The organism is Amaricoccus tamworthensis, assembly GCF_049800875.1.
GTDB classification, from domain to species: domain Bacteria; phylum Pseudomonadota; class Alphaproteobacteria; order Rhodobacterales; family Rhodobacteraceae; genus Amaricoccus; species Amaricoccus tamworthensis.
Genome location: NZ_JBNAFV010000006.1, coordinates 45,063 through 62,341, shown reverse-complemented (window position 1 = coordinate 62,341; position 17,279 = coordinate 45,063). Strand labels below are relative to the sequence as shown.

The window sequence follows — 17,279 nt, the reverse complement described above, 5'->3', positions numbered from 1 at the left end:
GCCACTGTCTTCCGCTATCTACTTGTATGGCCTGAATCCCTCCCCTACATCGGAGTGATGGAAAGCCCGTTCAAACGATTTCGTCGACAGGATACCGTTACCGTTGTGCGCCTTGAGGGCGTTATCAGCAGCGGCGCCCGTCCTGGCGGCCAGAGCCTGAGCGATGCGGCGCTTGCTTCGGTGATTGAGGTGGCCTTCAGCAGGGGCAAGCCGAAAGCCGTGGCGCTGTCGATCAATTCACCTGGCGGAAGCCCGGTGCAGTCGAGCCTCATCACCGCACGTATCCGGCGGTTGGCTGATGAAAAAAACATTCCCGTTCATGCGTTTGTTGAGGATGTTGCCGCGTCCGGCGGGTACTGGCTCGCGACCGCGGCGGACCGCATTCATATCGATCCGAGCAGTATCGTTGGCTCCATCGGCGTCATTTCCGCCTCTTTCGGGTTCCATGAGTTCATGGAGCGCAAGGGTGTGGAGCGTCGGGTCTATACGGCGGGCGAGGATAAGAGCATGCTCGATCCCTTCCGTCCCGTGCGGGAAGAGGATGTTGGGCGCATCAAAAAGATCCAGAAGGTCATCCACGACAACTTCATCGAACAGGTCCGGTCGCGACGCGGGGAACGTCTGAGCGGAGAGAACCTTTTCACCGGTGAGATCTGGGTTGGGCAGGATGCCATCGATGCGGGACTTGCCGACGAGATGGGGCATCTGGTGCCAACCATGAAGAAGCTTTATGGCGACAAGGTCCGGTTCAATGTGGTTCGGCCCAAGCGGCCGCTGTTCCGGCGGTTCGGGTTGCCGGGTGTGTCGGACGTCCTTTCGGACGCGGAGGACCGTGCCGTGTGGGCGCGGTTTGGGGTGCAGGCGCCGTGATCATCAAAATCGTCCTGCTGTTTCTTGTCCTGATCGGACTGTTGGGAATGACAGGCCGGTTTCGTTCCATTTCAAAACCCAAGAAGAAGGACGGCCCCGTGATAAAGTCGGCCGTCAAGTGTCCGAAGTGCGGCACCTATCTGGTTGGGGACTCGCCATGCAATTGCGGGGGGTCCGGCGATTCCAGATCCTGAGGTAAACCGAGGTCTTCTCTCATGGATATTGTGATAGCGGTCGCCGGTCTGGTGATCCTGCTGGTTGGCGGCGACATGCTGGTTCGCGGGGCCGTGGCGCTGAGCCTTCGGATGAATGTGCCGGCGTTTATTGTGGCGCTCACGGTTGTGGCGTTTGGGACATCCGCGCCTGAACTTCTGATTGGCGTGAATGCGGCCCTGAACGGTCTGCCTGGCATTGCCGTGGGTAATGTGGTGGGCAGCAACATTGCCAACATCCTGCTGGTGCTTGGGGTGCCGGCGATTATTTCCGGCATTCCGACCTCGGGTTCGGGCTGTAACCGCAACTATGTACAGATGGTTGGGGCGTCATTCCTGCTCATCGCCCTGTGCTGGCTGGGGCCGCTGCATTTCTGGCACGCTGCGGTTCTGCTGGTGCTGTTTGGTTTGATGATTTTCGACATGGTCCGGTCCGCGCGGGAGCATCCCGGCGAGGTCGAGCAGGAGCTCGGCGACATGAACCATATCATTCCGCTGCCGAAGACGCTGGCCTATCTGGTCGCGGGTATTGTGGGGCTTCCGCTTGGGGCGCATCTGCTGATCGTTGGGGCGACGGAAATCGCGGTACATTTTGGTATATCGGATTCAGTTATCGGTTTGACCATGGTTGCGATTGGGACGTCTCTGCCGGAACTTGCGACGACGACGATGGCGGCGATCCGCAAGCAGGCGGATGTTGTTATTGGTAATGTGCTGGGGTCGAACCTTTTCAACATACTGTCGATCCTGGGTGTCACGAGCCTGTTCGGACCCATCGACATTGCGCCGGAGTTCCTTGACCGCGATCTGTGGGTCATGCTGGTCTGTGCGCTGATACTGGGGCCGTTTGTGGTGCGGGGCATACGCATTGGACGGCGGGCCGGGATCGCGTTTCTGGTGGCCTATGTGGGCTACATGGTCGTTCTGTTTCAGCAGGGAAGTGTGGCATGACCGGTTTGGATGGTGCGGCGCTGGTAACCGGCGGGGCTCAGAGGCTGGGCCGCGCCATGGTGCTGTATCTTGCTGACCGGGGCGTGGATGTGGCCATTCACTACAACAGCAGCCGGGAGGCTGCTGAGGCCGTCGCGGAAGAGGCCAGAGGGATGGGTGTGCGGGCCTGTACCGTTCAGGCGGATCTGCTCAGCCGTGAGGAAACGGCGCGCGTGGTGCCGGAGGCGGCTGGTGGGCTTGGGCGGCCGCTGAGCATTCTAATCAACAACGCCTCCATTTTTGAGCATGACACAATCCAGACCGCGACGTGGGAAAGCTGGGACCGGCATGTGGGGTCCAACCTGCGGGCGCCATATGAACTGACCCAGGCGTTTGCGGCGCAGGCTGAAAAGGGAGCGCGCGACGCGAACAATGAGCCTGTTGCGCGTAATTGTGTCGTGAACATGGTGGATATGCGGGTGCGGAAGCTGACGCCCGAATTTTCAACTTATACGATAGCCAAGATGGGGCTGTGGGCCATGACTGTGACGGCCGCGCAGGGCCTGGCTCCGGATGTCAGGGTGAACGCGATCGGCCCTGGTCCGACCTTGAAAGGCGCCCGTCAGACGGAGCGTAATTTCAAAACCCAACGGGCCGCGACCGTACTGGAACGCGGAACCGATCCTGGAGAGATTTGCCGCACGCTTGGCTACATTCTCGAAAGCCCCGGTCTGACGGGGCAGCTGCTCTGCATTGATGGGGGGCAGCACCTCGCCTGGAGGACGCCGGATGTGCTTGGCGTGGAGTAGCGGCGAAGGCCGGTTTTTGTACGGTTTTGGTCGGGGGTACATTGACTTTTCCACCCCGCGGTCGCCTGTCACATTGCTGTGTTGATTCTGTCAATGATTCCAGAAATTTACAAAACGTATCCCAAATTATCGTTTAGTATCAGAAACTTGAAAATTTGCCTAAAAAGTGAGCAATCTTTAAAATCCTTTTACAATACAGGGAAAAACCCTGCTCACGGGAAGTTCCCAACAGACTTATCCACAGATTCTGTGGGCAGCTTTTCTCTTGTGGAGCATCCTGAATCCTGGCAGGGGGGCGTTCGAATCAATCATGGGTAGAGACGAGTCGGAATCGCTCAATCAGGGCCTCGGTGGAGAGGCCTTCGTGGAGGAGGGGCAGAGGGAGTCGGACGCACCGACGGGGCACCTGGTAATACGGGATTACCTCAAGCGCCTGGATGACAGTCCGGGTGTGTACCGGATGCTCGATCGTACGGGTGCAGTACTCTATGTTGGCAAGGCCCGCAACCTGAAACGCAGGGTTGCCTCCTACGCCAAGCCAACGGGTCACAGTTCGCGCATTGGTAGAATGATCTCCGCCACGGCTTCCATGATGTTTCTCACGACGGAGACGGAAACCGAGGCGCTGCTGCTTGAGCAGAATCTGATCAAACAGTTGAAACCCCGGTACAATGTGCTGCTGCGGGACGACAAGAGTTTCCCCAACATTCTGCTGACCGGGGACCACCCCTATCCGCAGATCAAAAAGCACCGTGGTCTGCGAAAGGAGAAGGGGCGGTTTTTTGGACCGTTTGCCTCGGCCGGCAGTGTGAACCGGACCTTGAACCAGCTTCAGAAGGCGTTCCTGTTGCGCAACTGCTCCGATTCGATGTTTGAGAGCCGGTCGCGTCCCTGCCTGCTTTATCAGATCAAACGGTGCAGTGCGCCGTGCATGGGGTACATATCGGAAAAAGACTACGGTGACCTGGTTGAGGACGCCACGATGTTCCTTACGGGCCGGTCGACGCGCATCCAGAAACAACTGGCGGATGAGATGGCCGAAGCCGCCAAAGCGATGGAATACGAACGGGCGGCGGCGCTGCGTGACCGTATCCGGGCGCTGACCAATGTTCAGGCCAATCAGGGCATCAATCCGGAGAACGTGACCGAGGCGGATGTGATTGCCCTGCATCAGGAGGGCGGCAACGCCTGCGTGCAGGTGTTCTTCATCCGTGCCAACCAGAACTGGGGTAACCGGGCGTATTTTCCGAAGACGGGCGCAGGGGCGGAGCCGGATGAGATCCTGGAGGCATTCCTCGGGCAGTTTTATGGCAACAAGGCTCCGGCGCGGATGCTGCTACTGAACCTGGAGGTCGCGAACCGCGATCTGCTCGAAAGTGCTCTCTCGGCGCAGCTGGAACGGCAGGTGAAGATTCTGGTGCCGCAGCGCGGTGAGAAGGCCCAGCTGGTCGAGTATGCCGTGCGGAACGCCCGGGAGGCGCTGGCAAGGCGTATGGCCGAAAGCGCGAGCCAGGCGGCCTTGCTCGAGAAACTGGCCGAGGCGTTTGACCTGGACGGGCCACCGGAGCGCATCGAGGTTTACGACAACAGCCACATCATGGGCACGAACGCGGTGGGTGGCATGATCGTCGCCGGGCCGGAAGGGATGATCAAATCCCAGTACCGCAAGTTCAACATCAAATCGACGGAGATCACGCCGGGCGATGACTTCGGGATGATGCGCGAGGTCCTGACCCGACGGTTTTCGCGGCTGGTGCGGGAGGACCCGGAGCGCACGGGGGATACCTGGCCGGACCTTGTTCTGATCGACGGGGGTGCCGGGCAGTTGTCGGCGGCGCAGGAGGCGCTTGCGGAAATAGGGGTGGAAGATGTGACGCTGATCGGCGTGGCCAAGGGCGAGGACCGGGATGCGGGCAAGGAGGAGTTTTACCGCCCTGGAAAGCGGCCCATGGCGCTCGGGCATCGCGACCCGGTATTGTATTTCATTCAGCGTTTGAGGGATGAGGCTCACAGGTTCGCGATTGGCGCGCACCGGACGAAACGCGCGGCGCAGACGCGGGCGACGCCGCTGGATGAGGTCCCAGGGGTCGGACCGGCCCGAAAACGGGCGCTTCTGGCCCATTTTGGTTCGGCCAAGGCGGTGACGCGGGCGGGGCTTGCGGACCTCAAGGCGGCACCAGGGATATCGGACGCTGTCGCCGAGGCGGTATACGGCTTCTTCCATGGCGACGGATGACGGTCTATAGAGCGTGTAAGGGAAATAGATGCCCGTGAGGTGAAACGAGACATGACCTGGACCATACCGAATATCCTCACGCTAATGAGGCTGCTGGCCGCACCTGGTGTGGCTCTCGCATTTGCGGTTTTTGACCGGCCTCTGGCGGACTGGGTGGCTATTTTTCTGTTCGTGATGGCGGCTCTGACCGATTATTTCGACGGCTACCTCGCCCGGGCCTGGCAGCAGGAGACCAATTTTGGCCGGATGCTCGACCCGATTGCGGACAAGGCGATGGTTATCATCGCGCTGGCGGTGATAGTTGGGCTGTCGGGGATCAATTCCCTGATCTGGATTCCGGTCGCATTCATTTTGCTGCGCGAGGTGTTTGTGTCCGGTTTACGGGAATTCCTTGGTGCGGATGCCGGGAAGCTGAAGGTTACCAATCTGGCCAAATGGAAAACCACGTCGCAGATGATCGCCATTCCCGCGCTTCTGCTGGCGAGTGTGTTCCGATTTGACGGTTTGCGCGGATCTCCCTGGATAAGTGACTGGTTTCACGAGTGGATTTCGTGGATTTTACAGAACGGTGGGGTTCTACTGATTTGGGTGGCGGCAGCTTTGACGGTGGTGACCGGCTATGACTACCTGCGGAAGGCTATTCCGTTTTTGACGGATCAGAAGTGATGGCGGTGAAGGTTCTGTATTTTGCCTGGCTGCGGGAGCGCATTGGTGAGGCGTCGGAGGTTGTGGAGACCAACGCCAAAACGGTCGCGGAACTCGTGGAGGATCTGCGCGATCGTGGCGAGGAATATGAGCTGGCCTTCGCGGATGTGTCCGCGATCCGGGCTGCGGTCGATCAGGACCTCGTGGAGTTTGATGCCGACATCTCCGGGGCGGGCGAGGTGGCGTTCTTCCCGCCGATGACCGGGGGTTAGATGGCCGTCCGGGTTCAAACGGAGGATTTTGACCTCGGTGCGGAACTGGCGCAGTTGCGTGAGGGCCGCACGGATATCGGCGCGCTGGTCAGTTTCTCGGGGCTGGTGCGGGGAAGTGATGACCCGGATCATCCGCTCGATGTCATGGAACTGGAGCATTACCCGGGCATGACCGAGAAGGCTCTGGCCGGGATTGAGGCCGAGGCCACGGCCCGCTGGAATTTGCAGGCAAGTCTGATCATTCACCGGTATGGACCGCTAAGACCCGGCGAGCAGATCATGATGGTCGCGACCGCCTCCCGTCACCGTCAGGCGGCGTTTGAGGCGGCGGAGTTTCTGATGGATTTCCTGAAATCGCGTGCCCCGTTCTGGAAAAAGGAAAAGTCCGGTGGGGCTGGTTCGTGGGTCGATGCGCGGGTGTCGGATGAGGACGCGCTGAAACGCTGGGGCCGTGGCGGGGCGTAATTCCCCGCGCTAGATGATCTCGTCCTCGTCGAACAGCGGGTCATCGGAGAGCTGCTCGTTGAGGTCTTCCACGGTGCCTTCGGCGACTGACCGGGAACTGACACGCGCCAGGTGAAAAACGGCGTCGCCTTCATTCACCACGGGCATGACCGCGCGACCGACGACTATGCCGTTGAAGGGGCTGATAATCTCCTCCTCCTGTTCGCCAAAGGGATCCGAGACGGCGGCAACGACATCACCGCGGCCCACAACCTCGCCGTTGCCCCGGAATGTGCGCAGGAGGCCACCCATCGGGGCGCGGAGCCATTTGCTGGAGGTGCAGTACTGCGGGGCGGTTCTGGGTTTGGTGATGCCCTTGGAGGGCAGCATTCCCACATGGCGCAGGACGCGCAGGATACCGGTTACACCGGCGCGGACGGAGAATTCGTCGAAACGCAGGCCTTCTCCGGCCTCATAGAGCAGCACATCCGTCCCGATTTCCCGGGCAGCGTCCCTGAGTGATCCCTTTCGCAGGGAGGACTGGAGGACCACGGGCGCGCCGAACACCTCGGCCAGTTCGGCCATTTTGGGGTTTTCCGGTGAAATGCGTACCTGGGGCAGATTGGTGCGGTGAACGGCGGCGGAGTGAAGGTCAATGCCGAGATCACTGCGCGCGACAATCTCGGTCAGGAACATGTTGGCAATGCGGGAGGCGAGGGAGCCTTCGGATGTGCCTGGGAACATGCGGTTGAGGTCGCGACGGTCGGGCAGATAGCGGGAATGGTTGATGAAACCGAAAGTGTTGACAATCGGAATGACAATCAGTGTGCCGCGCAGGGATTTGAAGGGATGGGCGCGGAGCAGGCGACGAACGATCTCGACGCCGATGACCTCATCGCCGTGGATGCCCGCGCTGACAAAAACGGTTGGCCCACTGGACCGGCCGTGAATGATGTGCGCGGACATGTTTACCGGCGTGTGGTCTGACATGACGCTGACGGGCAGATCGACGGTCCGGCGCGAGCCTGGCGGGATGGACACGCCACCAATTTCAAAAGCGGCGCGTTTTGGCATCAGCCCTTGCCCTTTGTTTTGGTGGAGCCCTTATTGGCGTTTTTTTCGATGTATTCGATGATTTTGCCAGCGACGTCGTAACCGGTTGCTTTTTCGACGCCTTCGAGACCGGGGGAGGAGTTGACCTCCATGACGACCGGGCCATGATTGGCACGAAGCATGTCGACGCCGCAGACGTTCAGGCCCATGGTTTTGGCGGCGCGGACAGCGGTGGCGCGCTCCTCGGGAGAAAGTCTGATGACCTGGGCCGATCCGCCTCGGTGCAGGTTGGAGCGGAAGTCTCCTTCCGCGCCGGTTCGCTTCATGGCGGCGATGACCCTGTTGCCGACGACGATGGCCCGGATGTCGATTCCGCCCGCTTCCTTAATGAATTCCTGAAGCAGGATGTTTACGCCCGCGCCCCGGAAGGCCTCGACCACCGATTTTGCGGACCGGTTGGTGTCGGCCAGAACCACGCCGATGCCCTGGGTGCCCTCAAGAAGCTTGATTACGACAGGGGCGCCGCCGGCCAGTTCGAGCACCTCCTCGGTCTGTTTGGGGTCATGGGCAAAGGTCGTGACCGGAAGGCCAATGCCGTCGCGGGCGAGAAGCTGCATTGAGCGCAGCTTGTCCCGGCTACGGCCGATGGCGACACTCTCGTTGAGGGGGTAGACGCGCATCATCTCGAACTGCCGCAGTACGGCCAGGCCGTAATAGGTAATGGACGCGCCGATCCTGGGAATGACAGCGTTGAAGCCCTCGAGTTTTTCACCGTTGTAGTAGATCTCGGGGCGTCGGGAGGCGATGTTCATGTAGCATCGCAGGGTGTTTATGATGTGAAAATCGTGACCGCGTGTCTCTGCCGCCTCTTTAAGCCGACGGTGTGAATAGAGATCGGCGTTTCGAGCCAGCATGGCGATTTTCATAAGATTTGCCTATCCTCCCCCAGGGTCCCGACCTTTGATCTCCGTGGTCAGGTATGTGCGGCGTGTGTGGACCGCGACGTTGTGATTGCGAAGCGTCGTGCGCCCTACGATGACCGGAACCCGCATGCTGCTGCGATCGGTCAGTGAGACCGGCACTTTCCAGATTCGGTCGGTGAGTTTCAGTTCCGTAAGGACTACGATGCGTTCTTCGGGGATTCCACCTGTATTCCTGATCCGCCGCCGCTCATGCACCGGAGCTTCCACCGTATTGGCGGGAGCGTTTTCGTGCGCCTGAACCTGGAACCGCACCCATTCGGTTCCGTCCCGCTCGAAGGTCTGGATGTTTTCGGCATGGAGCGCGGTCGTGCGCGCGCCCGTGTCCATCTTGGCCTTGATCTGTGTCAGACCAAGTTGCGGCAGGTCGAGACGCTCCATCCAGCCAATGACCGTCAGTGGCGGTTTGGGTTTTCCGACCTTTTTTCTGCCGCCTACTCCAGCCACGGAAAGACGAGCCTTCCCTGAACCCTGTCGACATATTTCGACAAAGGGCGGGCTTCGGCGGCATTGCTGGCTTCCTGCGCGCCGGTTGATTCCGTGGCCGTTCGGGCGGTGCCGAGCGTGTCGACCGGAAATTGTGTTGTTTTTTCAACATCCTGTGGGATGCTGGATGAGTTCGGATTCATGATATGGCCTCCTGCGCGGCGTTTACATAGGCCAAAAATCCTTGTCTATAGATAAAAAATCGTCATCACGGAGGGGTTATGATGCTATTCAGGCACGCAGCGCGCAGGCTTGCGGTGCTGTACGGGGACAGCTTCGGCGGCAAACCAAATGGCAGGTACCGCATGTCAGCGAAACAGCTTCGGCAGCTTCTGGGGCGAAGACGGCTCTATGAGGATGACATTCGGGACCTGACCCGGGCGCTGCTTGAGGAGGGATATGTCCTTGTGGATATGGACGGTTTCTTCGTCGTGCTGAGCGCAAACACCTTCGTAAACTACCGCAGGCTTTCGGCGGAAAACCTTGAGACGGTTTTGGCTGACGCAAACGCGGATGGGTTGTGAGAGAAGGCAAAAAAATAGGTTTGGGGATACTTGAAAACGGGTGGGATATTCCCAGATTCCATGGTGTCCAACGCCGGTATTCGGGTTGGATGACTAAAATGGGACCCGTCCAAATGGAGGGTCCAGCAACATCGTATCGCTTCCTTAGGAGGGTGCACAAATGCGTCATTTTGATCTTACACCGCTTTACCGTTCGACAGTAGGTTACGACCGTCTCGCCAATGTGCTTGACCAGGTCATGTCGGGCGATGTTTCACAGAACACCTACCCGCCCTACAACATCGAGAAGACCGGAGACGACGCCTATCGGATTTCGATTGCCGTGGCAGGGTTTGCCGAGGCCGATCTCAACATTGAGGCCCGTGAGGGACAGCTCATCGTGTCCGGCCGCAAAGCCGAGGACGAGAACGCGCCGAAGCCGTCCTACATGCATCAGGGTATCGCCAATCGTGCGTTTGAGCGCCGGTTCCAGCTTGCCGAGCACGTGCATGCAAAGTCGGCCACGACAGAGAATGGTCTTCTGCACATCGATCTGATCCGCGAGGTGCCCGAGGCGCTTAAACCGCGCACGATCCAGATCTCGACCAAAAACGCGATTGAGGATCAGAGCGCCAACGCCTGATCCGCAGATCCAGAAGGATCGGAGGGGCCCGCCGCCACGGCGGGCCTTTTTTTGTCAGAGAACGAAATCCGTGGCGACCACTGTTGCGGACAGGACGCCCTCAAGCAGGATCGTCAGGCCGTGATCCTCTTCGAGGTCGATGAAGGTTCCGGAACTGGTGTCGCGCATGTTGACGACAATATCGGTTGCATAGTTTGTGAGACCAAGACGTGTGAGGTTGATGACATCATTGTCACCGAAGTCCTCGATCACGTCGCTGCCACCTTTTGCCGCAAAGACGAACTCGTCATCGTCACCACCGCCTGAGAGGGTGTCATCGCCCCGGTTGCCGGCGATGTAGTCGTTGCCCGCCGCGCCCTTGAGCACGTCATCGCCCTTGCGGCCCTTGAGTTGGTCATCGTCCGCCTGGCCATAGAAACGGTCATCGTCGTCGCCGCCGATGATGACGTCATCGCCCTCGCCGCCCTTGACGCTGGTTTCGATGTAGCCGTTCCGGCCGCTTACGTATTTGTCGTCTCCTAGGCCCATATCCACGTAATCGATGTAATCGCGGTTGGTGATCCTGTCCTCGCCGTCGCCGGTGTACACGCCGCCAGTGATGATGCCGTAATTGTAGATCTCGTCCGCCGTGGCGTTTTCCCTGGAAATGTAGCCGTAGAGCGTTCCCAGCATTTCGCCGTGATTGATGAAGTTGGTGGCGCCCACGGCCTCCACGCCGTATTTTCCGCGAAGTTCTCCGGTGTTGTAAACGAGGGAGGCTTTGGTGCCGCCGTCGATCTTGATTGCGGCACTGGAGTTTGAGTGGATGATTCCGGAATTTGAGATGTTGATCTCGGCGCCGAGGCCTTCGCAGTAGACGCCAACCGCGCCGTATTCGGCGTAGATCTGGCCATCATTGACGATGTAGGCGCCAATGGATGGAACGGCGGAGATTGCGAACACGTCGGCTGAGGCGCTGACGATACCGTCGCGGGCGATGGTGAGGTCAAGAGAGGCGCCCGTGTGGAGGACTGAGGGTTCGTTGATTGCGTGAAGCGTGCCAAAGACCGAAAGCTCCACATATCCGTTGGTAGTGACCGAGGCGACCTCGGACGTGATCACGGCCGCATCGCGGCCGACGTATCCCGTTTCGAAGGTGTCGAGGGTTTGCCCCTCGGTGGTATCTTCCTGAAGTATGAATCCGCGCATGTGTCATTCCTTCTGAACTGCATCCCGGCCTTGCGGGCCAGGTCCGGGTTACAGCAGTCGCGCGGAAGATTTGATTTCCCGTGAACGCGGGCGTTCCGGGTCAAAGGAGGAAGTCGGAGGCTTTCAGGTCGTCCGGGTCGGAGCCGCGGACGAAGATCGAAAGATCGAAGTCATCGGTGAGATCGATTCTGCTTCCCCCTTTTGCATCCTCAATGTGAGGTTTGATATCTTTGCCAAAGCGGTTCAGCCCCAGTGCGGTGAGGTCGATCGTGTCGTTCGACTGCAGTTTTGCAATGGTGTCGAAGCCTCCGTTGGACGCGAAGATGAAGACGTCGGCGCCTTTTCCGCCATTCATGAAGTCGTCTCCCTTCTGACCGGCTATGGAATCATCCCCGTCCCCACCGAGCAGCCAGTCGTCACCGGAGCGACCGCGCAATTCGTCGTCGCCCGCGTTGCCCCGGAACGTGTCGTCCTCTCTTCCTCCGCGCAGTGTGTCGTTGCCGTCACCGGCTGTAATGTCTCCGGACATTCCGCCGTTGCGGGCGTTGTAGAAGTCGTCGCCCTCGCCAAGACCAACCTCATCTACCGTACCCCGGTTGATGAGGCGGTCATCGCCACCGCCCATTTCGATCATCCCAATCATGGTACCGCTGTTAATGATGGTGTCTTCGGCATCCTCGGACGCCGAGTGGAATGCGTAGGTGACGTCACCAACAATTCTGCCGGCGTTGGTTATGTGGGCTCCGCCTTCAGCAGCTACACCAAACGCGCCTGTGATTTCTCCGGTGTTTGAGAGGCTCAGGAACACATCATCGGTGGATGCGTTGATGCCTCCACCAAAAACGGATGAGATCGTCCCGGTGTTCACGATGGCATGTCCCTGGACGTCAACAAATTCGTTATAGACATACCCTGCCATGTTGATGGCGGTCGCATGGGTGGAGATCAATCCGTTGTTGATGACCGTAACAAGTGTCATGTCTTCGAGGTAAAGGCCATCAAGATGGTTGGCGAAATTTCCGATGAAACCATTCGCGCCGACTATCAGATTGAGGCCGCCCCCGGTGTGATAAATCGCTTCTGAATAGTTCGAGTAAATTGACCCAAGAACTGTCACGTCGACGTAGCCCGAGGATTCTATCGCTGGCATCGTGGTTGTTGAAAGTGCACCGTTTTGGCCAACAAATACGAAACTGCCGGCGGTCGCTTCAAAGCCGGCCGTCGAGCCATCGTTCAAAATAAATTCAGGCATTTTTTCCCTCCAAATAAAAATCAAATGACGTGATCCGGAATTTGGGCTGCCCGAAAAAATCGTCTGGTTGTCTTAAATACTTGGGCCCAAAAGAGTCAGATCAATGGTCCGACATTAACATCGCGATGAATGTTTGAATAATACATTTTTGTCTCGCAAGGCGGCATGCCAGGAAAGCGTCCAATGCGTGCGACAAATCAGTGGACCTGTACGGGATTGCTGTTAGGCTCAGTGCTGAATGAGGCGACGGAGATCGCCCGAAAAAATAACGATCTGGCTCAGGGAGGAACTCATGGGGTCGGAACAGCTGCCATCGGATTCCGGGAGTTTCCCGGCGCTGCTTCTGCGCAATGCGGAGCGGTTTGGGTCGCGCACGGCATACCGTGAGAAGGAATTCGGCATCTGGCAGTCCTGGACCTGGGAGCAGACCCGCGATGAGGTCATGGCCCTCGCTGCCGGGCTTCACGGCCTGGGGTTGAAGCCTGGGGATCATCTGGCGGTGATCGGACGCAACCGTCCATGCCTTTACTGGTCCATGGTCGCGGCACAGGCCTGCGGCGCAGTTCCGGTGCCCCTTTACCAGGATGCCGTGTCGGACGAGATGGCGTATGTGCTGGAACATTGCGGCGCGAGGTTTGTGATCGCTGAGGATCAGGAGCAGGTCGATAAGGTTCTCGAAATCCGAGAAAAGCTGCCGGGTCTTGAGCATCTGATCTATGTCGATCCGCGCGGAATGCGTAAATACGGGCATGGCGGCATACAGGCGTTCACGGAGGTCCAGAAGGCTGGACGCGACGCGGGTCAGCACGGGCTCAGTGCTGTTCGGCAGATTATCGACGGGCAGGTCGCGGATGACACCTGTGTCATGCTCTATACCTCGGGGACAACCGGACGGCCCAAGGGGGTGGTGCTGTCGAACCGGAACATCATCACGACGGCGCGGGCCTCGTCGGAGTTTGACGGGTTAAGGGAAACCGACAGTGTGCTGGCCTATCTGCCGATGGCGTGGGTCGGGGATTTCATTTTCTCCATGGGTCAGGCCTACTGGACCGGGTTCTGTGTGAACTGCCCTGAAAGTGCGGAGACGATGCAGGCGGATCTGCGGGAGATCGGTCCGACGTATTTCTTCGCGCCGCCGCGGTTCTTTGAGGGGCTGCTGACATCGGTGATGATCCGGATGGAGGATGCGAGCAGGATCAAACAGAAGATGTTCCGGTACTTCATGGATCATTCGGCCAGAGTCGGGCCTGCTATTCTGGACGGAAAGCCGGTCAGTGCCATGGATCGGCTGAAATACCGGGTTGGACGGTTTCTGGTCTACGAGCCGCTGAAAAACACGCTTGGGCTCTCGCGGTGCCGGGTCGGTTATACTGCCGGAGAAGCCATTGGGCCGGAGATTTTTGAGTTTTATCGGGGTCTGGGGATCAACCTGAAGCAGCTTTACGGCCAGACCGAAGCCAGTGTTTTCATCACGCAGCAGCCGGATGGCGAGGTGCGCGCGGATACGGTGGGGGTTGCGTCGCCGGGGGTGGAGATCCGGATCGCGGAGAGTGGCGAGGTTTTCTACCGGTCGCCGGGTTCATTTGTCGAATATTACAGGAACCCGGACAGCACGGCGTCCACCAAGGATGAGGAGGGTTGGGTCGCGACGGGTGACGCCGGCTTCATTGAGGAGGGCAGCGGGCATCTTAAGATCATCGACAGAGCCAAGGATGTCGGTAAGATGGCTGATGGCAGCTTGTTTGCTCCGAAATATGTCGAGAACAAGCTGAAGTTCTATCCCAACATTTTGGAAGCCGTGGTGTTCGGAAACGGGCGCGAGACCTGCACGGCCTTCATCAACATTGACCTGACGGCGGTGGGGAACTGGGCGGAGCGCAATAACATCGCCTACGCGTCGTATCAGGAGCTCGCTGGACTGCCGCAGGTCTATGCGACCATTCAGGAGCATATCGAGGAAGTGAATCGGAGCCTGGCGCAGGACGAGATGCTGTCGGGATGCCAGGTGCACCGGTTCCTTGTCCTTCACAAGGAACTGGACGCGGATGATGGGGAACTGACGCGGACGCGGAAGGTGCGCAGGGCCGTCATCGAGGAGAAATACTCGGATCTGGTCACGGCTCTCTATGATGGGTCTTCCTCCGTCTCTACCGTGACCGAAGTGACCTATGAGGATGGGCGCAAGGGATCGATCAGTGCCACGCTCGAGATCAGGGATGCTGCCGTTGTCGATGCGCAGAGGGTAGCTGCATGAGTTCGGAGTGGAGCAGGCAGATCGCGCTCGAGGTCGCTTTGGCCGCGGAACGAAACCGCCGGGATGCGGCGGTTTCTGAGCCTTTACGAAAACCCCGTCCAAACCCGGTGCAGACGCCAGCCGAACCGAAATCGGTGATTGTTCCTTCAGAAAAGACTGTTGCGGTCAGGGCGGAGGACGTAACGGCCAAGGACCTGTTCGAGGCGGAGCTGGAGGCGCAAGGTGTCGAACTCACGCATTTGCCGGAACCGACGCCGGGTGAAACTGAAAAGGAGACGGCGCCGGATGCGGACCCGGAAAACCGTCCCGTGCTCATGGAGATGCGTAACATAACGCTGCGCTTTGGTGGGGTGACGGCGATACGCGATATCTCGTTTGATATTCGTCAGGGCGAGATACGGGCGATCATTGGCCCGAACGGGGCCGGCAAATCGTCGATGCTCAACGTGATCAACGGGTTCTATCACCCCCAGGAGGGTGAAATCTGGTTCAAGGGCTCAAAGCGCGGGCCAATGCGGCCACACCAAATTGCGCAGCAGGGCATCGCGCGAACGTTCCAGAACATCGCACTCTTCAAGGGCATGTCGACGCTCGACAACATCATGACCGGGCGGTTCACGCACATGAAACAGGGGATATTCTCCCAGGCGGTCTGGGCCGGTGCGGCGGAGCGCGAGGAAAACGAGAACCGGGAGATTGTGGAGAAAATCATCGATTTCCTTGAGATCCAGCACATCCGGAAAAAGCCGGTCGGATCGTTGCCCTATGGTCTACAGAAACGGGTGGAGCTTGGCCGGGCGCTGGCGGCTGAGCCGGGGCTGCTATTGCTTGATGAGCCGATGGCCGGCATGAATATCGAGGAGAAGGAGGACATGAGCCGCTTTATTCTCGATGTGAATGACGAATTTGGAACGACCATTGCCCTGATCGAACATGACATGGGGGTTGTGATGGATATTTCCGACCGGGTTGTGGTGCTCGACTACGGGCGGAAGATCGGAGACGGCACGCCCGATGAGGTCCGGGTGAATGAGGATGTAATCGACGCCTATCTGGGGGTGGCTCATGAGTGATGCGGTGAGAGGATTCCTCCGGGAACTGGAGGCGGAGGCGGGATTTGCCGAGGGACTTCTGAGCCGAAGGTTTCTGACGGTGTTTGCCCAGGACGACCCACGGCTGGATGCGATCCCGCCGGAGGATCGTGAGCGTATTCGCAGGCATTTCGTCGGTGCGGTCACGGAGCGGATGCCGCGCGAGGTGGATGAAAAGATCATGCTGAGCCCGGCGGAGGTTCAGTCGTTTCGCGTCATGTTTGGCCGCGCGGGTGAGGCGATTGTGGCTGATAACGATCTGGCACCGGAGACGCGCGAAACACTGCGGTTTCTGTGTCCGTACTGCGACGATGACGGCAGCCGCGCGGAGGAGGACGCTGATTTGACGGCTCCGCCCGCGTTGCCGGGGACCGCAGGCGAATTGAAACCGGTCAGGGATGTGCCGAAGGATGATGCTGATGCCTGAACAGCTGCTTTTTGCGTTGGAGGTGACGCTCAACGGGCTGATGACCGGGGTGATGTATTCACTGGTCGCACTGGGCTTCGTGCTGATCTTCAAGGCGTCAGGCGTGTTTAACTACGCGCAAGGCGTAATGGCGCTTTTTGCCGCGATGACGCTGGTTGGGTTGCAGACGGGGCAGGTGCCTTTCGCGCATCTGATCAACGCCGTGTTCGGCACGGAGATTCACGATTTCGGTTGGGAGTTGCCGGCGATCCTCGCGATTTTGCTGACGCTGGGTGTGATGATCCTGTTCGCGATTGTTGTGGAGCGGGTGGTTCTAAAACACTTGGTCAATCAGGAACCTATCATTCTGTTTATGGCGACCATTGGGCTGGCCTATTTTATGGAAGGGTTTGGCGACCTCATGTGGGGGTCGGACATCAAGACGATTGATGTGGGCCTGCCGCAGGGAATTTCCGAGACGGTGGAAGCGACCACATTTGAGTGGTTCGGTTACGGGTTTTTCATCGACCGTCTCGATATCGCGGCGAGCCTGATCGCTATTGTTCTGGTGATCTCCCTGACGCTGTTCTCCCAATACACCCGAACCGGTCGGGCTCTGCGGGCTGTGGCGGATGATCATCAGGCGGCGTTGTCCGTGGGGATTTCGCTGCGCCGGATCTGGGTGATCGTCTGGGCGATTGCCGGGTTTGTGGCTCTGGTGGCCGGCGTGATGTGGGGCGCGAAATCGGGCGTGCAGTTTTCGCTGTCTCTGATCGCGCTTAAAGCTCTGCCTGTCCTGATGCTGGGCGGGTTCACGTCGATCCCAGGAGCCATTGTTGGCGGGCTGATTATCGGGGTTGGAGAGAAACTGTTTGAGTTTGCCATTGGTCCGATGATCGGCGGAGCGACGGAAAACTGGTTTGCCTATGTTCTGGCGCTTCTGTTCCTCGTGGTGCGGCCCCAGGGGCTGTTCGGCGAGAAGATCATTGAGAGGGTGTGATGGGA

The 17,279-nt window shown here is 58.9% G+C and carries 19 protein-coding genes; 13 read left to right on the top strand and 6 right to left on the bottom strand.

The features are described from left to right. Positions 1-57 precede the first annotated feature (57 nt). From ACP15P_RS12030 to ACP15P_RS12000, 7 genes are all read left to right on the top strand, one after another. Positions 58-870: a S49 family peptidase gene (locus ACP15P_RS12030; protein ID WP_424928711.1), complete on the top strand. Its 813-nt coding sequence runs from the start codon at positions 58-60 to the stop codon at positions 868-870. Positions 871-1,085: 215 nt separating this feature from the next. Next, entirely contained in the window at positions 1,086-2,033 is a 948-nt protein-coding gene (locus ACP15P_RS12025) for a calcium/sodium antiporter (protein ID WP_424928710.1), read from the top strand. After that, entirely contained in the window at positions 2,030-2,821 is a 792-nt protein-coding gene (locus ACP15P_RS12020) for an SDR family oxidoreductase (protein ID WP_424928709.1), read from the top strand. The genes ACP15P_RS12025 and ACP15P_RS12020 overlap by 4 nt, the downstream gene beginning before the upstream one ends. Positions 2,822-3,131: 310 nt before the next feature. Then, on the top strand, positions 3,132-5,057 hold the full coding sequence (gene uvrC / locus ACP15P_RS12015; protein ID WP_424928708.1) for an excinuclease ABC subunit UvrC: 1,926 nt from the start codon (positions 3,132-3,134) through the stop codon (positions 5,055-5,057). 51 nt (positions 5,058-5,108) lie between these two features. Further along, positions 5,109-5,723, top strand: a complete 615-nt coding sequence (gene pgsA / locus ACP15P_RS12010; RefSeq protein WP_424928707.1) for a CDP-diacylglycerol--glycerol-3-phosphate 3-phosphatidyltransferase — start codon at positions 5,109-5,111, stop codon at positions 5,721-5,723. Beyond that, positions 5,723-5,974, top strand: a complete 252-nt coding sequence (gene moaD, locus ACP15P_RS12005; RefSeq protein ID WP_424928706.1) for a molybdopterin converting factor subunit 1 — start codon at positions 5,723-5,725, stop codon at positions 5,972-5,974. Before pgsA ends, moaD begins: the two co-directional genes overlap by 1 nt. Beyond that, positions 5,975-6,439 carry a molybdenum cofactor biosynthesis protein MoaE gene (locus ACP15P_RS12000; RefSeq protein ID WP_424928705.1) on the top strand — a complete coding sequence of 155 codons (465 nt, stop codon included), beginning with the start codon at positions 5,975-5,977 and terminating at the stop codon, positions 6,437-6,439. It begins immediately after the preceding gene. A gap of 9 nt (positions 6,440-6,448) precedes the next feature. On the opposite strand, the gene ACP15P_RS11995 is transcribed toward ACP15P_RS12000, so the two are convergent. The 4 genes from ACP15P_RS11995 to ACP15P_RS11980 are packed head-to-tail and all read right to left on the bottom strand — an operon-like array spanning position 6,449 to position 9,080. After that, positions 6,449-7,492, bottom strand: coding sequence for a succinylglutamate desuccinylase/aspartoacylase family protein (locus ACP15P_RS11995; protein ID WP_424928704.1), 1,044 nt, complete (start codon positions 7,490-7,492; stop codon positions 6,449-6,451). Continuing rightward, positions 7,492-8,397: a 30S ribosomal protein S6--L-glutamate ligase gene (gene rimK / locus ACP15P_RS11990; protein ID WP_424928703.1), complete on the bottom strand. Its 906-nt coding sequence runs from the start codon at positions 8,395-8,397 to the stop codon at positions 7,492-7,494. The genes ACP15P_RS11995 and rimK overlap by 1 nt, the downstream gene beginning before the upstream one ends. Positions 8,398-8,406: 9 nt before the next feature. Next, complete coding sequence (locus ACP15P_RS11985; protein ID WP_424928702.1) at positions 8,407-8,898, bottom strand: ATP-dependent zinc protease family protein; 492 nt, start codon at positions 8,896-8,898, stop codon at positions 8,407-8,409. Next, positions 8,886-9,080 (bottom strand): hypothetical protein, encoded by a 195-nt coding sequence (locus ACP15P_RS11980; protein WP_424928701.1) that lies wholly within the window; start codon positions 9,078-9,080, stop codon positions 8,886-8,888. Before ACP15P_RS11980 ends, ACP15P_RS11985 begins: the two co-directional genes overlap by 13 nt. A 78-nt stretch (positions 9,081-9,158) precedes the next feature. On the opposite strand from ACP15P_RS11980, the gene ACP15P_RS11975 reads away from it, so the two are divergent. Together ACP15P_RS11975 and ACP15P_RS11970 are read left to right on the top strand one after the other, a co-directional pair. Beyond that, a complete protein-coding gene (locus ACP15P_RS11975) occupies positions 9,159-9,461 on the top strand; it encodes a hypothetical protein (RefSeq protein ID WP_424928700.1) in 303 nt (100 codons plus the stop codon). Between the two features lie 160 nt (positions 9,462-9,621). Continuing rightward, positions 9,622-10,083 (top strand): Hsp20 family protein, encoded by a 462-nt coding sequence (locus ACP15P_RS11970; RefSeq protein ID WP_424928699.1) that lies wholly within the window; start codon positions 9,622-9,624, stop codon positions 10,081-10,083. Between the two features lie 54 nt (positions 10,084-10,137). On the opposite strand, the gene ACP15P_RS11965 is transcribed toward ACP15P_RS11970, so the two are convergent. Both ACP15P_RS11965 and ACP15P_RS11960 read right to left on the bottom strand, forming a co-directional pair. After that, the gene (locus ACP15P_RS11965; protein WP_424928698.1) at positions 10,138-11,271 is read right to left on the bottom strand and encodes a calcium-binding protein; all 1,134 of its coding nucleotides are present in this window, start codon (positions 11,269-11,271) and stop codon (positions 10,138-10,140) included. Between the two features lie 100 nt (positions 11,272-11,371). After that, entirely contained in the window at positions 11,372-12,523 is a 1,152-nt protein-coding gene (locus ACP15P_RS11960) for a calcium-binding protein (RefSeq protein WP_424928697.1), read from the bottom strand. 292 nt (positions 12,524-12,815) lie between these two features. Here ACP15P_RS11960 and ACP15P_RS11955 point away from each other — a divergent pair, with 292 nt between their 5' ends. The 4 genes from ACP15P_RS11955 to ACP15P_RS11940 all read left to right on the top strand — a co-directional run bounded on the left by ACP15P_RS11955 (position 12,816) and on the right by ACP15P_RS11940 (position 17,274). Next, positions 12,816-14,777 (top strand): AMP-binding protein, encoded by a 1,962-nt coding sequence (locus tag ACP15P_RS11955; protein WP_424928696.1) that lies wholly within the window; start codon positions 12,816-12,818, stop codon positions 14,775-14,777. Positions 14,778-15,091: 314 nt separating this feature from the next. Beyond that, positions 15,092-15,850, top strand: a complete 759-nt coding sequence (locus tag ACP15P_RS11950) for an ABC transporter ATP-binding protein (protein ID WP_424928835.1) — start codon at positions 15,092-15,094, stop codon at positions 15,848-15,850. Then, entirely contained in the window at positions 15,843-16,295 is a 453-nt protein-coding gene (locus ACP15P_RS11945) for a hypothetical protein (protein ID WP_424928695.1), read from the top strand. Before ACP15P_RS11950 ends, ACP15P_RS11945 begins: the two co-directional genes overlap by 8 nt. Then, positions 16,288-17,274, top strand: a complete 987-nt coding sequence (locus ACP15P_RS11940) for a branched-chain amino acid ABC transporter permease (protein WP_424928694.1) — start codon at positions 16,288-16,290, stop codon at positions 17,272-17,274. Before ACP15P_RS11945 ends, ACP15P_RS11940 begins: the two co-directional genes overlap by 8 nt. Positions 17,275-17,279: the final 5 nt, after the last annotated feature.

Bases quoted from the DNA above. Each gene is read 5' to 3' on its own strand.
- ACP15P_RS12000 (WP_424928705.1), top strand. From the start codon at position 5,975: ATGGCCGTCCGGGTTCAAACGGAGGATTTTGACCTCGGTGCGGAACTG.
- uvrC (WP_424928708.1), top strand. From the start codon at position 3,132: ATGGGTAGAGACGAGTCGGAATCGCTCAATCAGGGCCTCGGTGGAGAG.
- ACP15P_RS11980 (WP_424928701.1), bottom strand. From the start codon at position 9,080: ATGAATCCGAACTCATCCAGCATCCCACAGGATGTTGAAAAAACAACA.
- ACP15P_RS11995 (WP_424928704.1), bottom strand. From the start codon at position 7,492: ATGCCAAAACGCGCCGCTTTTGAAATTGGTGGCGTGTCCATCCCGCCA.
- ACP15P_RS11975 (WP_424928700.1), top strand. From the start codon at position 9,159: ATGATGCTATTCAGGCACGCAGCGCGCAGGCTTGCGGTGCTGTACGGG.
- moaD (WP_424928706.1), top strand. From the start codon at position 5,723: ATGGCGGTGAAGGTTCTGTATTTTGCCTGGCTGCGGGAGCGCATTGGT.
- pgsA (WP_424928707.1), top strand. From the start codon at position 5,109: ATGACCTGGACCATACCGAATATCCTCACGCTAATGAGGCTGCTGGCC.
- ACP15P_RS11940 (WP_424928694.1), top strand. From the start codon at position 16,288: ATGCCTGAACAGCTGCTTTTTGCGTTGGAGGTGACGCTCAACGGGCTG.
- rimK (WP_424928703.1), bottom strand. From the start codon at position 8,397: ATGAAAATCGCCATGCTGGCTCGAAACGCCGATCTCTATTCACACCGT.
- ACP15P_RS12025 (WP_424928710.1), top strand. From the start codon at position 1,086: ATGGATATTGTGATAGCGGTCGCCGGTCTGGTGATCCTGCTGGTTGGC.
- ACP15P_RS12020 (WP_424928709.1), top strand. From the start codon at position 2,030: ATGACCGGTTTGGATGGTGCGGCGCTGGTAACCGGCGGGGCTCAGAGG.
- ACP15P_RS11965 (WP_424928698.1), bottom strand. From the start codon at position 11,271: ATGCGCGGATTCATACTTCAGGAAGATACCACCGAGGGGCAAACCCTC.
- ACP15P_RS11955 (WP_424928696.1), top strand. From the start codon at position 12,816: ATGGGGTCGGAACAGCTGCCATCGGATTCCGGGAGTTTCCCGGCGCTG.
- ACP15P_RS11950 (WP_424928835.1), top strand. From the start codon at position 15,092: ATGGAGATGCGTAACATAACGCTGCGCTTTGGTGGGGTGACGGCGATA.
- ACP15P_RS11970 (WP_424928699.1), top strand. From the start codon at position 9,622: ATGCGTCATTTTGATCTTACACCGCTTTACCGTTCGACAGTAGGTTAC.
- ACP15P_RS11960 (WP_424928697.1), bottom strand. From the start codon at position 12,523: ATGCCTGAATTTATTTTGAACGATGGCTCGACGGCCGGCTTTGAAGCG.
- ACP15P_RS12030 (WP_424928711.1), top strand. From the start codon at position 58: ATGGAAAGCCCGTTCAAACGATTTCGTCGACAGGATACCGTTACCGTT.
- ACP15P_RS11945 (WP_424928695.1), top strand. From the start codon at position 15,843: ATGAGTGATGCGGTGAGAGGATTCCTCCGGGAACTGGAGGCGGAGGCG.